The following is a 14,460-nucleotide window of genomic DNA, read 5'->3' on the forward strand; positions in this document are numbered from 1 at the left end:
TAGATGGAACTGAAGCCGATTATTCCATTCGAGCCAGTGAAAACCGACCAAATACCTGAAGGAAAACAATGGATTTCTCAAGTGAAGTGGGACGGTGTACGAATCCTTACATACAATGATGGGAATAGGGTACGTTTGTTTAATCGGAAATTAAAGGAACGGACTTCACACTATCCGGAGCTGCTAAATATCCAATCCTATTGTCATGCGAAATCCGTCATTTTAGATGGAGAAGTCATTGCTCTTGGAGCCGATGGAAAACCTTCCTTTCATGAAGTGATGCGCCGAGATGGAATTCGCCGGATGGAAAGAGTCGGACAAGTTAGAAAACAAGTCTCCATTGTATATATGATTTTCGATGTTGTTTTTTGCGATGGACAGTGGATCAACGAATTCAAGTTAGCTGACCGAATCGAGATTCTTTCAGACATTATGATTCCGGGTGAAAATATCCAGTTGGTCCCTTCATTCAGTGACGGCAATACGTTATTTGAAGCTGTTAAAAAACAAGGATTAGAAGGAATTGTCCTTAAAGACCTCAATAGTAAATATGCAATCAACGGAAAAGACCACCGCTGGCAGAAGAAGAAAAATTATCGCGACTTGATTGCCGTAGTTGGCGGTGTCACACTACGCCAGGGGATTGTAAATAGCCTGTTACTTGGTTTGTATGATGATGAAGGACATTTTTGTTATATCGGACATGCAGGAACGGGAAAATTAACTGCGTCCGATTGGAGGGAACTAACAGAGAAAATCCAACCTTTAGTAGTGAGTGAGCGGCCATTTATAAATAAACCTCAAAGAATAAATGAGGCGATTTGGTTAAGACCCGTCATTACAATAAAAATTCAGTATATGGAATGGACGGAGGGAAGATCGATAAGGCAACCCAGCATACAGGCATTTGTCGATGTTTCTCCAGAGGAATGTATTTTTGAAACATTATGATGTCAGGAAAGAATTTGATCAATTTCCTTGGGAGGAATAGGTGTGGGAAAGGCTAAAGAGCATGCAGACATTATCGTGAATGGAAAAAGCGTTTCGATTACGAGTCCGGACAAACCGTTATGGCCGGAGAAAAATCTTCTTAAAATTCATTACTTAGAATATTTAACGCAAATCGCCCCGTTCATCCTTCCATTTTTAAAAGACAGGACTTTAACGGTCATCCGCTACCCACATGGGGTTCATTCGGAGCGCTTTTTCCAAAAAAACTGTCCGGATTATGCCCCTGACTTTGTCCAAACGTTTAAAGAAGATGATATTAATTATGTCGTTTGTTCAGACTTGCCGACATTATTATGGCTTGGCAACCAGCTTTCTTTTGAGCTGCATATCCCCTTTCGGACGATTCGTACGTTAAGACCTTCCGAAATCGTGATGGATCTTGATCCCCCATCGAGAGATGAATTTCACCTTTCCATCGAAGCAGCATTAATGATTAAAGAAATCAGCGATAAATTGAAACTGATATCCTTTGTGAAGACGAGCGGAAACAAAGGGATGCAAGTCTATTTCCCTTTGCCTGAACAAAAATATACGTTTGATGATACACGGAAATTCACAAAATTTATCGCGGACTATCTCGTTTCAAAAGAGCCTGGCTGGTTTACGACCGAGCGGCTGAAAAAAAACCGCGGAAAACGATGCTATATCGATTATGTCCAGCATGCGGAAGGAAAAACGATCATCGCTCCGTATTCCGTTCGCGGAAATGTGGAAGCGCTTGTCGCAACCCCGCTGTATTGGCATGAAGTGACCCGCAATTTGCGGCCGGAACACTTTCCGCTTGAGACAATTGTTGATCGGATAAAAAGAAACGGGGATCCCTTTGCCGATTTTTTTAAAACGAAAGCGGTTCAGCCGTTCACCCCGGTACTTAACTGGCTAAAAGGTCAAGGGGTGTAAAAACAGCATGCGCATTAATTTTGCATGCTGTTTTTTACCTTTTGGCATGATTGGCGAAAGACGAGACGGTACGGAATTGTGATTTTCTTCAGTGGCCTCTCCGGTTCTTGAATCATCTCCATCAGACTGTTTGCCGCCTCATATCCGAGATCGAATATATTTATATCGACAGAGGTTAACGGTGGCGTCGAAAATTCGGATAACATGAGATTATTAAAACTTCCGATCGAAATATCTTCAGGTACAGCGATCCCCATATCCGACAACGTGCTTAAAACACCAAAAGCCATTAAATCGTCCATTACAAGAAGCGCTGTCGGCGGGCAGGAAAGCCCCATCAATTCCCTGACCGCTTCTTGCCCGCCTTCTTTCAGAAATTCTTCATGGATAATGTACTGATCGTCATATGCAATTTCATGGCTCTTTAATGCTTTTTTGTATCCGAGCAATCGGTCAATCGTAACGACTAAATCCGGATTTCCTCCGACTAAGCCGATCCGCCGGTGTCCGAGCGAAATTAAATATTCGGTCATTTCCTTTGCCGCTTTGAAATTGTCATTATCGATAAATGAAATTTCCTGTTCATTTTTAAATGGTTTCCCAATGACCGTAAACGGAAAACGCTGCTCCAATAAATAGTCCATTATTTGATCATCGACTTTTGAATAAAGTAAGATGATTCCATCTACCCGTCTTCCCTGCACCATCCGGACGACTCCTTCGAAAATTTCTTCTTCCGTTGATCCTGTCGCCATATATAAGGCGTACTCATGCCGGTGGACATTCGTGCTTATTCCGCGGATCACTTCCGGAAAGAACGGATTTTGGAACGTTTTATCAGCGGCGCCCGGCATAACAAGCCCTATCGCCTGTGTGCTTTTGTTGGCAAGACTTCTTGCATTAAAATTCGGATGGTACCCTAATTGTTCCATCGCCTCTCTTACTTTCCGCTTTGTACGTTCCGATATGCGTGGATTGTTGGCTATTACCCGGGAAACGGTTGATGGTGCTACATTGGCAAACTTTGCGACATCTTTTATGGTGACGGTCATTTAATGTCCCTACTTTCTAGTCCAGCTTTACGGTAATTACAGGCAAACGAGCTTCTCCATTCAACTGAGGGAGCTTTCGATCTTCGTTTATAATAATTTCAACATCTTCCGATACATTATGAAAAACAAATTCATATTCCTTCCAGGTCGGCCTGAACCGGCCAGATGTATTTTCCATGTCTATTTTAATCAAATCTTTATTAAATGAACAACCTATTTTAAGCTCAAAGTACTCTCCTTTTTCGAAAGCGAACGTTTCCCCATCATCTTCATAAAGGCAATATTCGCTTTTTCCATCGGGCGTTCCGTAAATGTGGAAGGTCATTTTCGTTTCCGGATCTGATGTTGACTGTTTTGCCGTGCCATGTGGAAGGATTGCACCTTCTTTTATAAAAATCGGCAACGTTTCTAGTGAAGCTTTATATAATCGATGCCCCCCTCCTTCATAGCGTTCATCCGTCCAATAATCGATCCAATTTCCTTCCGGCAAATAGACAACTCGATGAGATGTTCCCGGTTGAAGTATTGGAGCAATCATGACCGTGCTCCCAAGCATAAACTGGTCCGATAGGTTTAGCACATTTTCATCATCAGCATATTCCATTAAAAGTGGGCGCATTATCGGTAATCCAGTACTCGCCGCCTCCTTAAATAATGTGTAAAGATGCGGCAGCCACCTGTAGCGAAGCTCGATATAGCGCTTTATGATCCGCTCCGCTTCTTCACCAAATGCCCACGGCTCCTGCCTCTTTGATTCAATCGCGCTATGATTCCGGAAAAATGGCGTAAAGGCGCCGACCTGGGTCCAGCGAATCAGAAGCTCCTTTGTCGTATCATGGGCAAATCCGCCGACATCGGGACCGGCAAATGGCACTCCCGATAATCCTAAATTCATGCACATTGGCAGCGACAACGCGAGATGTTCCCAAAAGCTGCGGTTGTCGCCCGTCCAAACGGCAGCGTACCGCTGCACCCCTGCATAGCCGGCTCGCGTAAGCAAAAAGGGCCGCCTCCCATGAAGCAACTCTTTTAATCCAGTGTAAGTCGCTTCGCCCATAAGGAGACCGTATATGTTATGCATTTGCCGGTGTGTTTGCGGATTGCCGTCATTGCCATGCATCACTTTTACATCCATCGTCTTCGTTTCATTAAAAACAGCCGGTTCATTCATATCATTCCAAATGCCGCAAATTCCGAGGTCGGTATAAACTTGATGCTTCTCTCCCCACCATTTGCGCGTTTTCGTATTTGTAAAATCAGGGAAAGCTGAATTTCCCGGCCAAACGTCGCCGTGGTAAATATCGCCATGCAAATATTTGCAGAAATGATCCCCATAAACCCCTTCTTGATAAAGGAAATATTCCGGGTCTTCTTTTACGCCGGGATCGACGATTGGCACGACGCGAATCCCCTTTTCTTTCAATTCGGCAATTAATCTCCCCGGGTCCGGGAAACGTTCGCCATCAAACGTAAAGATGCGGTAGCCGTCCATATAATGAATGTCTAAATGGATCACATCAAGCGGAATTTCTTTTGCACGAAACGTCTCGGCAAGTTCCCTTACTTCTGTTTCCGATTGGTAGCTGTATCGTGACTGGTGGTAGCCTAACGACCATTTTGGCGGAAGCGGCGCTCTGCCGGTTAAATGGGTATATTGCTCGACAACCGCTTTCGGAGACCGTCCGGCCATCACATAATAATCGAGCTGGCCGCTTTCAGCGGCAAATGAATAGGTCTTCCCTCCCTCTCTCATATCAAATGTCGTCTTGCCTGTATGATCAAAAAAGATGCCGTGGGCTTTGCCTTCTCGAAGGGTCATGAAAAAAGGAATGGAAACATAAAGCGTATCGGTTTCCGGATTATGAGGGGCGTACATATCTGTGTTCCACATAACCATTTTTTCCCCGCGCTTATTGAGAAAGCCCGTTTTTTCGCCAAAGCCGTAATAGTTATCATCTTCATCCATTTCTTTATAGCAAATGACTTCTTTTTTTTCATTGTATGCCATTCCTAAATCGCCTTCACGAACGAGCAAATTTCCGGTCTCGTCGTAAAACGAAAGACGAAAAGGCTGTTTTTGTACAACGACTGCAAGACGTTCGGAGCAAATGTGAAGTTGATGTTCCTCTTCCTTTACTTGAATGCCTACTTCCTCCGGGGCCGCGACAACCGCCAAACTGGTTTCCAATCGCAGCTGCCCGGAAGGATTCATAACGACACGCGTAATATCCTTGCGATAAAAAAGAAGTGCGACATTCCCGCGTTTGCATGCAAATTCAAAACGATTTTCAGTTTGCTTAAACGATTTCATATTCCCAATGTCGATGTGCGATGAATGAACCGATTGATTTGTGTTTCCCGGATGAATCGCAAAACTCGTATCTAGCATAATATCCCGTTGCCAAAACCTTATAAAACTCTACAAAGCTTTGTTTGCTTCCCTGTTCATCGTGTCTGATTTTGCCGAAGCTACTCTCATTTGATATGATACTCCGAGGGCGTAAATTCGGATACAACGAATCCTACATATTAGTAGTGTCTTGCAGATGACTAGACTACTAATTTTCCATAGTTTGCAAGATTGATGGCAGCATTTATATCACGATCCATTTCTAAACCACAAGTGCACGTGTAAACTCGATCAGAAAGTTTTAAGTCTTTCTTAATCGACCCACAACTAGAACACATTTTTGATGATGGATACCATTTATCCACTTCGACAAACGTTATTCCATACTTCTCGCACTTGTACTGTAGTTTAACTTTGAAGTCATATAACTTCTGTTGCCCGATCGCTTTTGCTAAATGCTTATTTTTCATCAACCCTTTCACATTCAATGTTTCCACGACTACTGCGCCAGGTTTGGTTTTCACGATAGCGCATGTCACCTGGTGAATGTGATTATTACGGATGTTTGTAAGCTTTCGTTGCACTAAACGAATTTTCTTTTCGTGTTTTATAATGTTGCTTGTTTTGACGAAACGGTTCCCCTCCTTATTCATTTCATATTTACGAGAAACCCTGCGCTGCAACCGACGAAGGTGTTTCTCTGCCTTTTTCACTGTTCTTGTCTTGTTAATATTCTTAAACACCATTCCATTAGAACATACCGCTAATTCTTTTACTCCAACATCTATACCTAAAGTTTCATTTGTCAACTCTTGCTTTGGATTTTCTTGTTCAATCCCCACCGACAAGTACCAATACTTCCCGTCAAAACTGATTCGAGGATTTTTGTATTTCACGCCTATAGGTACTTGTTCAGATATTTGAATCCAACCCACTTTTTCAATCAAAACTGAATCTTTCTTTACTTTTAGCTTTACATTATCATTGTAAAAAGATGGTTTTGATTTCTTTTTGTTTTTAAAGCGTGGTTGATCAGCCAATCCCTTAAAGAACTTCTTATACGCATCACAAGCATCTTTAACCGCTTGCTTTGCAACATTATTGGAAACATCGTTCAGCCAAGAAAAATCTTGCTGTTTCTTTAATCGTGTCAACTCTTTTCTTAAATCTACGTCAGAAATAAATGTACCGCCATGCTTATAACTTTCTTCTTGTTTAAAAAGAGCCCAGTTATATACCCATCTGGCTGTTCCAACTGATTTCCATAACAGATTTTCTTGTTCGAAAGTTGGCTTCAATCTAACCTTTTTCGCAAGTATCAAAAAATTCACCTCCCTATTTTTAATTACGCCTAAACTACTTGTAGTTGCAAGTAGTTTGTATTAAAGATATAATTAAAACGAGGTGATTACAATGAAGCCATCAAGAGGATTGAAAACAAGAACCCCTCTTTCAAATGCAATAAAAACGGAATTATATATGGCTTTAAAGGAGCTATCAGAACAAACTAAAGTACCAATATCAAAGCTCCTGGATGAAGCCATTGAAGATTTATTAACTAAGCGGCAAAAACCCTGTTAATTAATAGCAGGGTTTTATAATCTTTTGCAAATTTCCTTTAAACAGTTAACCCCCCCCCGCTTTATCTGTTTTCAGTTTGAAACATTAGCCTTTTGTTCCTCCTGCCGTTAAGCCGGAAACGAAATAACGCTGCAAGGCTATAAATAAAATCGCAATCGGAATGGCAATCAAGACCGAGCCTGCGGCGAACAACGTAAATTGGTTGCCGAATTCGTCCGATACCATGTTAAAAAGACCAACGGCCAGTGTTTGCTTCTCATCCGACCGCAGCAAAATTGAAGCAAGTATAAAGTCGGCAAACGGCGAAATAAAACTGAACAGCGCAATGACTGCCAGTATCGGTTTAGAAAGCGGCAATATAATTTTGAAAAAGATGACAAGATGGCCGGCACCGTCAATTCGGGCCGATTCATCCAATTCTTTCGGGATCGTGTCATAATACCCTTTCGCGAGCCACGTATTCATCGGAATCAACCCGCCGACATAGACAAGGATGAGGGCAAGATGGGTATCAAGGAGCCCGACAAGATTGGCCAAAATATAAATGGCTAAAATCGCGACAAACTGCGGCACCATTTGCAAAATTAAAAAAAGCATCAGCCCGTTCTTCCGTCCGACAAAGCGATAACGAGAAAAGGCGTAGGCGGTCAAGCCGATAAAAATGACGGACAGGCTCATTGTACACACACATATTTTCAATGTATTCCAATACCATGTGACATACTCTGTTTTTGTAAACAATTCTTTATAATGGCTAAACGTTGCGTGTTCCGGTATAATCGTCGAGCTTGTCAGGCTGTTGCCAGGATTAAGCGAAGAACCGACGACCCAGAGGAGCGGGTAAATGACAATAAGGGCGGCAACGCAAAGGATGAGATACGTAAACGACAGGCGAATCCATTTTGCTTGTTTCATTTTCATTTCTTACACCTTCCCTTCATCCTTAAACGCTTTCGTTCTCCTGAAGTTAAAGAGCGCGACCAGAATTACGATGATCGATAACACTACAGTAACCGCAGCCGCTTTCGAATATTGGGCCGACGTCATTGTCATCTGGTAGATCCAGGAAATCAGTATGTCCGTTCCCCCTGCGTTTTGACTGGCGACGGCAGGCCCCCCTGAGTTAAACAGATAAATGACATTAAAGTTGTTAAAGTTAAACGTATATTGCGTAATTAAAATCGGCGCTGTCGAATATAAAACCATTGGAAGCGTAATCGTCCGGAATTTATCCCAGCTCGTTGCCCCATCGATCGTCGCCGCCTCGTACAATTCATTTGGGATGGATTGCAATACGCCTGTCGTCATCGCCATCACAAATGGAAACCCGAGCCATGTTTGAATGAATATAAGAGCAACTTTCGTCCAAAATGGGTCGGTGAGCCACGGAATGTCTTTTACTCCAAAGAAGGCGAGTACGTCATGATTGATGGCCCCGAACGAATCATTGAACATTCCGCTAAAGACGAGAATCGATACGAAGGCTGGAACCGCCCATGGAAGTATAAGAATCGTGCGAAACAGCCCTTTAAGCTTTACATCTTTTTGATTCATCATGACAGCAAGCCCAATACCGACAGCAATCTGAAGCGTTGTCGCCGTAAATGTCCAAATGATTGTCCACGAAAAGACGGAGACAAACGTTTCCCGCCAAATATCAAGCTTGAACATATCAATAAAATTTTGAAAGCCGACCCAATCTACGAGTTTTGCAGGCGGAGAATGGTATAAATCATAGTTGGTAAAGGCAAGAAAGACCATAAATAGAATCGGAAAAATGACAACAAAGATGAGCAGAAAAAAGCCGGGTGTAACAAGCAGATAAGGAAAGCCTTTGTCGATTGTGTGCTGGTACTGCTCTCTTAGCGTGCAGGGCCGCATGCCGGCATCGCGCTTTTTACCAGTTTGATAGGCATCGTATAAATTAAATGCATAAAAGGCGACCCCGATCGTAATAACAATAAGGGCAATAATTCCTTCGACAAGCAAAAAAATCGAATGATCCCGCGGCAGTTCAGTCCCGAGTGTAACGATTCCCCAGAGCCCCATATTTAATAGATTTGAAAATACAGCAACATAAGATGCAGTAAGGGTAAGAAACAAGATCCCTTTAACCCATTGCTTATGATAAAGCTGGCCTAAACCAGGGATGATGGATAAAATAACGGCCGTTTTCCTATGATTGGATTGATAGTGAAAGCTTTTATTTTGTGCGGATTTTATATTCTGCGGCACTGCTTCCATATACGCCTCTCCTTTCCGACGTTGAAATAAGAGAGAAAGCAGCCAGGCACTGCTTTCTCAAACAAAACTATTTTCCGCTATGTTTTGCTTCAATGTTTTCTTTGATTGATTTCACCGCATCATCGAGCGCTTTATTCGAAGACTGCTTTCCTGTTGCCGCAAGCTGCAACGCGTTGGCGACCGGTTTCCAGACTTCGGCCATTTCCGGAATATTCGGCATCGGAATTCCCCGTTCAGATTGAATGGCAACCGCTTTTGCCCCTTCATTATCCGCAATAATCGGATCATTCATTAATGATTTAACTGGCGGAATTTCCTGCGTTTTTTCGAAACGAATTTTCGCGCTTTCTTCATTCGTAATAAATTCAACGAGCTTTGTCGCCCATTTTTTGTTTTTTGAAAAACTGCTCACATTCCACCCTTTTACGCCGATAAATGTTTTCACATATTCCCCGTTTGGCAGTTTCGGCATCGGGGCAATCCCAATATCAACCTTCGCATCTTTATACGGCTGGAATGACCACGGCCCGTTCATTAGAGAAGCCACTTTTCCTTCTGTAAATAAACCGTCGATCGTTTGACCTGCCTTTTCACCGACTACCCCTTTTGGAAAGAGCCCTTCTTTATACCATTTTGTAATAAAATCAAGCCCTTTAACAGCACCTTCGTTATTCAATCCTACATCTTTCGGATCGAGCGTTCCGTTGTTGTCTTTAAAGACATAGCCGCCATACCCAGCTATAATCCCATAAGCGAAATAAAAATCCGTCCAGTTCGCTAAAAATCCGTATTGCGCCCCGCTATTGTTACCTTTCGCCATTTTATACACTTCGTCTAACGTTTCGGGCGCTTTTTTCATAAATTTTTTGTTATAAATGAAAACAGGCGTTTCTGTTGATTTTGGAAGCCCATACAGTTTTCCTTTAAACGTTAATGCCGCAATCGACGAGTCCGTAAACTTACCCGTCACATCACTAGAGATGTCAAGCGGCGCAATTAGCCCTTCCGTTACAAGCGGCCCTACACGGTCATGCGGAGTCGTAATCACATCAGGCCCTTTACCAGCCGGGCCATCAAGACGTAATTTGTCTTGCTGGTCGAGCATCGGCATCTCTTTATATTCCACTTTAATGCCATACTTTTTCTCAAATTTTTCAATGGCCGGTTTCAATCCGGCTCCTTTGTCCTTATCTTCCCAAATCACTAATTTTTCAGGTTTTGTCTCTTTTGAGCCGTTGTTGCCAGTTTCGCCGCTACTTGATTCTTTTGGCCCACATGCGGAAAGAACGCCTAACAACAAGAATAGTGTCATTAAACTCGCTAACCATTTCTTCATTCCAATATCCCCCTTTTATATAATAAATTGCTTTGCAAACGGTTGCACCATTCTACAAAAATAAAATCCGACATATTTTGCGGAAACGTTTGCACAAACTTATAGTTTTATTATACATGCCTATATCACTATTTCAACTCTTTTTTTGAAAATTTTTAATTCTATTGTCGTTACTATTTTAGTAGTTATGGTATAATTAGTGCAAACGATTGCACTCTGGGAAGGAGACGAGAAATGTTACTAGAAGCAATTTTTCATCAACCAACCGATACGTATGCTTATGCCTATCATCAAAAGGCGCTCCATATCCGGTTGCGGGCGAAAAAAGGTGATTTAACAAACGTCTATTTACTTTATGGAGATCCATATGATTGGAACAGCGGCCGTTGGCAATATACGAAAAAGGAAATGCGTCTTTCGGGAAGTGACGAGTATTTTGACTATTATATGATCGAGGTTACACCCCCTTTTCGCAGGCTCCGTTATGGCTTTGACGTATCTGACGAAAAGGAGCGCTATATTTACACCGAAAAAGGATTTTATAAAAAAGCGCCTGAAGATACCGCTTACTACTTTTGCTTTCCTTTTTTACATCAGGCCGATGTTTTCAAGGCGCCTGAATGGTCAAAAGACACGGTCTGGTATCAAATCTTTCCTGAACGATTCGCGAATGGAGATGCGAAAAATGATCCGGAAGGTACGCTCGCCTGGGGAAGCGCAGAACCAACTCCTGCCAATTTCTTCGGTGGCGATTTTCAGGGCGTCATTGATCATATAGATCACCTCGTCCAATTGGGTGTGACAGGGATTTATTTCACCCCCATCTTTAAGGCGAGTTCGAATCACAAGTATGATACGATCGACTATATGGAAATTGATCCCCAATTCGGCGATAAAGCAACCTTTCGCCGAATGGTAGACGTTTGCCATCAAAATGGGATCAAAGTGATGCTGGATGCGGTGTTTAACCATACAGGATTTCATTTCCCGCCATTTCAGGATGTTGTAAAAAACGGCAAAAACTCTCCTTATGCCGGTTGGTTTCATTTATGGGAGGAATCCGTTCAGACGAAACCAAATCCGAATTACGATACGTTTGCTTTTGAACCGAGAATGCCAAAGCTCAATACATCCCACCCTGAAGTAAAGAGCTATCTTCTTTCCGTCGCCCGTTACTGGGTGGAGGAATTTGATATTGACGGCTGGCGGCTTGATGTGGCAAATGAGGTCGATCACGCGTTTTGGAGGGACTTTCGAAATGAGGTAAAATCGATTAAACCTGATTTGTATATTTTAGGAGAAATCTGGCATGACGCCCAGCCGTGGCTCCGGGGAGACCAGTTTGACAGCGTCATGAATTACCCGTTTACAGCAGCCGTCACTGATTTTTTCGCTAAGGGGGCGATGCGTGCGGATTCATTCGCTTCTGCAATCACCCGGATTCTTCATTCCTATCCAGAAAACGTGAATGAAGCGCTGTTTAATTTGCTTGGCTCGCATGATACTCCGCGGATTTTGACGCTTTGCGGCGAAAATAAAGAGAAAGTGAAACTACTTTATTTGTTCATGCTCTCTTACCCCGGTTCCCCCTGCATTTATTACGGAGATGAGATCGGGATGACAGGCGGCCAGGATCCCGGTTGCCGTGAATGCATGATCTGGGAAAAAGACAAACAGGATCTAGACTTGTTCGAGCATATAAAAAAATTGATTGAACTGCGCAAAACGTATCACGCTTTCGGAACCGGAGGCAAGCTCTCTTTTCTTGAAGCAGATCCGGCGACAAACCTTCTTGTTTATGAAAAAAAGATTTCTGATGAAGCAATTATAATCGCCATGAATCCGTGCGAAAAGAGCCAGTCAATTGATCTAACTCAATTTGTGACAAATCATACGGTTACCGACCTCTGGAACAATAGAAGCATTGAATTTGGAAGCAGCTTTCAACTTCAATTGCCGGCCTATGGGTTCGCGATTTACATGATTCATAAACGAACAGACTAAGGCTACTTAGTCTGTTCGTTCTTCTAATCCACAATATTAATCTTGTACTCCGAAAGCCACGTATCGATTTGTGCAAGGTGGGCGATTAATTGCGGACCTGTCATTAATTGGCCAAACCATGGCACTTTAAAAGCTTCCCCGTTCGTATCGATAATCGCCTGGATTTTTTCTTTATTCAAGAGCTCGAGAATCGGCGAGGCGGGATGATTTATAATCGCTTGCAGCCATTCTTTTACGCTTTCAGTATATTTCGGATGGTGGGTTTTCGGATATGGGCTTTTCTTTCGATAAAGCACTTCATCTGGCAGAATTCCTTCCAAAGCTTTGCGCAAAATTCCTTTTTCCCTGCCATTTAACATTTTCATTTCCCACGGGATGTTCCAGACGTATTCAACAATCCGATGGTCGGCAAACGGCACGCGAACTTCAAGGCTTGCTCCCATGCTCATCCGGTCTTTCCGGTCAAGAAGATTTGTCATAAACCAGAGCATATTCAAATAAAAGATTTCCCGCCGCCTCTCTTCTTTTTTATCTTCGCCTTCCAATCGCGGCATTTCATCAATCGTTTCTTGATAACGGGCTTTTACATAATCGTGCAAATTCAATTTCTCTTTCCAATAAGGGAGCAATAAATCTTCTCTTTCTTTTGTTGAGCTCATCCAGGGGAACGATTCCCGGCTCATTAGTTCTTCTTTATGAAACCACGGATATCCACCGAAAATTTCATCTGCACATTCCCCGGAAAGAGCGACGGTAGAATGCTCTTTAATCCGGCGGCAAAACCATAATAACGACGAATCAACGTCAGCCATCCCCGGTAAATCTTTCACAATGACCGCTTCTTTCAAGTGATTGACAAGAAGTTCCATATCAATGACATGCGAATGGTGCTTTGAGCCAATTGCTTCCACCATTTTCTCTATCCATGGACCATCCGCATTTGGCTGGAAAAGGCTCGACTTGAAATATTTATCATTCTCCTCATAATCGATGCTAAACGTATGAAGGTCCCCTCTTCTCTCTTCTTTAAAATATCTTGCAGCAATCGCGCTGATCGCACTTGAATCAACCCCACCTGAAAGAAACGTACAAACTGGAACATCAGCCACTAATTGCCTTGTGATCGCATCTGTTAACAAAAATCTTACATTTTCAACCGTCTCTTCTAATGTGTGTACATGTCCCTCACTTTTCACATTCCAATACCGCCAAATTTTAAGCCCTTTATGATCGAAGCGCATCGAGTGGCCCGGCCTCAGCTCCTGTATCCCTTTAAAAACGCCATGACCCGGTGTGCGTGAAGGCCCTAACCCGAAAATTTCCTGAAGTCCTTCCCGATCAATTTCAGCTTTCATTTCCGGATGGGCAAGAATCGCTTTAATTTCTGAACCGAATAACAATTGACTTCCCTTTTCGCAATAAAATAACGGTTTAACACCAAGCCGGTCCCTTGATAAGAACAGTTTTTGCTCTTTTTCATCCCATATGGCAAATGCATAAATGCCGTTAAAGTGATTGACGCAATTTTCGCCCCACTCAATGTAAGAGGTTAGCAGCACTTCTGTATCGGAGTGCCCTTTAAATGTGTACCCCCTCTTCAGCAATTCTTTTCGGATGTCTTCGGTGTTGTATAATTCGCCATTGTAACAAAGGGTGTAAAACTGTCCATTTTTCTCTTTCACCATTGGCTGGGCGCCGCCCGCCGGATCAACGACAACGAGTCTTGCATGGCCAAAGGCTGCATGCCGGTCTGCCCAGACATTCAGTGCATCTGGCCCCCTCTTTGACAGAGTTGCCGCCATTTTAAATACGATGTTTTTCTCTGACGCTACATCTTTATTCCAGTTCACTATTCCCGTTATTCCACACATGATGATCACCCTTTCTAGAAACACCAGTTTTCTCATGCCAATCTTTATGCATAAATGCCCAGTAATCAATTTATGCACCAGGCTTCTAAAAGTGCATCTACAAAACTTCTA

Annotated in this window: 11 protein-coding genes; 4 read left to right on the top strand and 7 right to left on the bottom strand. The window is 42.8% G+C overall.

Features of this window, described 5'->3' with window-relative positions; genetic code table 11:
* The first annotated feature begins 3 nt into the window (after window positions 1-3).
* Together H538_RS0102020 and ligD are read left to right on the top strand one after the other, a co-directional pair.
* On the top strand, window positions 4-951 hold the full coding sequence (locus tag H538_RS0102020) for an ATP-dependent DNA ligase (RefSeq protein WP_035349759.1): 948 nt from the start codon (window positions 4-6) through the stop codon (window positions 949-951).
* Window positions 952-993: 42 nt separating this feature from the next.
* The gene (ligD, locus tag H538_RS0102025; RefSeq protein ID WP_026676144.1) at window positions 994-1,911 is read left to right on the top strand and encodes a non-homologous end-joining DNA ligase; all 918 of its coding nucleotides are present in this window, start codon (window positions 994-996) and stop codon (window positions 1,909-1,911) included.
* 14 nt (window positions 1,912-1,925) lie between these two features.
* On the opposite strand, the gene H538_RS0102030 is transcribed toward ligD, so the two are convergent.
* The 3 genes from H538_RS0102030 to H538_RS0102040 all read right to left on the bottom strand — a co-directional run bounded on the left by H538_RS0102030 (window position 1,926) and on the right by H538_RS0102040 (window position 6,635).
* Complete coding sequence (locus H538_RS0102030; RefSeq protein WP_026676145.1) at window positions 1,926-2,963, bottom strand: LacI family DNA-binding transcriptional regulator; 1,038 nt, start codon at window positions 2,961-2,963, stop codon at window positions 1,926-1,928.
* Between the two features lie 16 nt (window positions 2,964-2,979).
* A complete protein-coding gene (locus tag H538_RS0102035; protein ID WP_035349762.1) occupies window positions 2,980-5,352 on the bottom strand; it encodes a glycoside hydrolase family 31 protein in 2,373 nt (790 codons plus the stop codon).
* 161 nt (window positions 5,353-5,513) lie between these two features.
* On the bottom strand, window positions 5,514-6,635 hold the full coding sequence (locus tag H538_RS0102040) for an RNA-guided endonuclease InsQ/TnpB family protein (RefSeq protein ID WP_026676147.1): 1,122 nt from the start codon (window positions 6,633-6,635) through the stop codon (window positions 5,514-5,516).
* 91 nt (window positions 6,636-6,726) lie between these two features.
* Here H538_RS0102040 and H538_RS25345 point away from each other — a divergent pair, with 91 nt between their 5' ends.
* Window positions 6,727-6,894: a ribbon-helix-helix domain-containing protein gene (locus H538_RS25345; protein WP_081412543.1), complete on the top strand. Its 168-nt coding sequence runs from the start codon at window positions 6,727-6,729 to the stop codon at window positions 6,892-6,894.
* Between the two features lie 84 nt (window positions 6,895-6,978).
* On the opposite strand, the gene H538_RS0102050 is transcribed toward H538_RS25345, so the two are convergent.
* The 3 genes from H538_RS0102050 to H538_RS0102060 all read right to left on the bottom strand — a co-directional run bounded on the left by H538_RS0102050 (window position 6,979) and on the right by H538_RS0102060 (window position 10,474).
* Window positions 6,979-7,815, bottom strand: coding sequence for a sugar ABC transporter permease (locus H538_RS0102050; RefSeq protein WP_026676148.1), 837 nt, complete (start codon window positions 7,813-7,815; stop codon window positions 6,979-6,981).
* A 3-nt stretch (window positions 7,816-7,818) separates the two neighbouring features.
* Window positions 7,819-9,138 (bottom strand): carbohydrate ABC transporter permease, encoded by a 1,320-nt coding sequence (locus H538_RS0102055; protein WP_035349763.1) that lies wholly within the window; start codon window positions 9,136-9,138, stop codon window positions 7,819-7,821.
* A 67-nt stretch (window positions 9,139-9,205) separates the two neighbouring features.
* Complete coding sequence (locus H538_RS0102060) at window positions 9,206-10,474, bottom strand: extracellular solute-binding protein (RefSeq protein WP_026676150.1); 1,269 nt, start codon at window positions 10,472-10,474, stop codon at window positions 9,206-9,208.
* 234 nt (window positions 10,475-10,708) lie between these two features.
* On the opposite strand from H538_RS0102060, the gene H538_RS0102065 reads away from it, so the two are divergent.
* A complete protein-coding gene (locus H538_RS0102065; RefSeq protein ID WP_026676151.1) occupies window positions 10,709-12,478 on the top strand; it encodes an alpha-glycosidase in 1,770 nt (589 codons plus the stop codon).
* 23 nt (window positions 12,479-12,501) lie between these two features.
* On the opposite strand, the gene asnB is transcribed toward H538_RS0102065, so the two are convergent.
* Window positions 12,502-14,349 carry an asparagine synthase (glutamine-hydrolyzing) gene (asnB, locus tag H538_RS0102070; protein WP_026676152.1) on the bottom strand — a complete coding sequence of 616 codons (1,848 nt, stop codon included), beginning with the start codon at window positions 14,347-14,349 and terminating at the stop codon, window positions 12,502-12,504.
* Between the last annotated feature and the right edge of the window lie 111 nt (window positions 14,350-14,460).

Source organism: Fictibacillus gelatini DSM 15865 (assembly GCF_000430745.1).
Lineage (GTDB): Bacteria > Bacillota > Bacilli > Bacillales > Fictibacillaceae > Fictibacillus_A > Fictibacillus_A gelatini.

Coding starts and splice junctions, on each gene's coding strand:
- H538_RS0102020 (WP_035349759.1), top strand. CDS start 4: ATGGAACTGAAGCCGATTATTCCATTCGAGCCAGTGAAAACCGACCAA.
- H538_RS0102030 (WP_026676145.1), bottom strand. CDS start 2,963: ATGACCGTCACCATAAAAGATGTCGCAAAGTTTGCCAATGTAGCACCA.
- H538_RS0102035 (WP_035349762.1), bottom strand. CDS start 5,352: ATGCTAGATACGAGTTTTGCGATTCATCCGGGAAACACAAATCAATCG.
- H538_RS25345 (WP_081412543.1), top strand. CDS start 6,727: ATGAAGCCATCAAGAGGATTGAAAACAAGAACCCCTCTTTCAAATGCA.
- H538_RS0102050 (WP_026676148.1), bottom strand. CDS start 7,815: ATGAAAATGAAACAAGCAAAATGGATTCGCCTGTCGTTTACGTATCTC.
- H538_RS0102055 (WP_035349763.1), bottom strand. CDS start 9,138: ATGGAAGCAGTGCCGCAGAATATAAAATCCGCACAAAATAAAAGCTTT.
- H538_RS0102060 (WP_026676150.1), bottom strand. CDS start 10,474: ATGAAGAAATGGTTAGCGAGTTTAATGACACTATTCTTGTTGTTAGGC.
- H538_RS0102065 (WP_026676151.1), top strand. CDS start 10,709: ATGTTACTAGAAGCAATTTTTCATCAACCAACCGATACGTATGCTTAT.
- asnB (WP_026676152.1), bottom strand. CDS start 14,349: ATGTGTGGAATAACGGGAATAGTGAACTGGAATAAAGATGTAGCGTCA.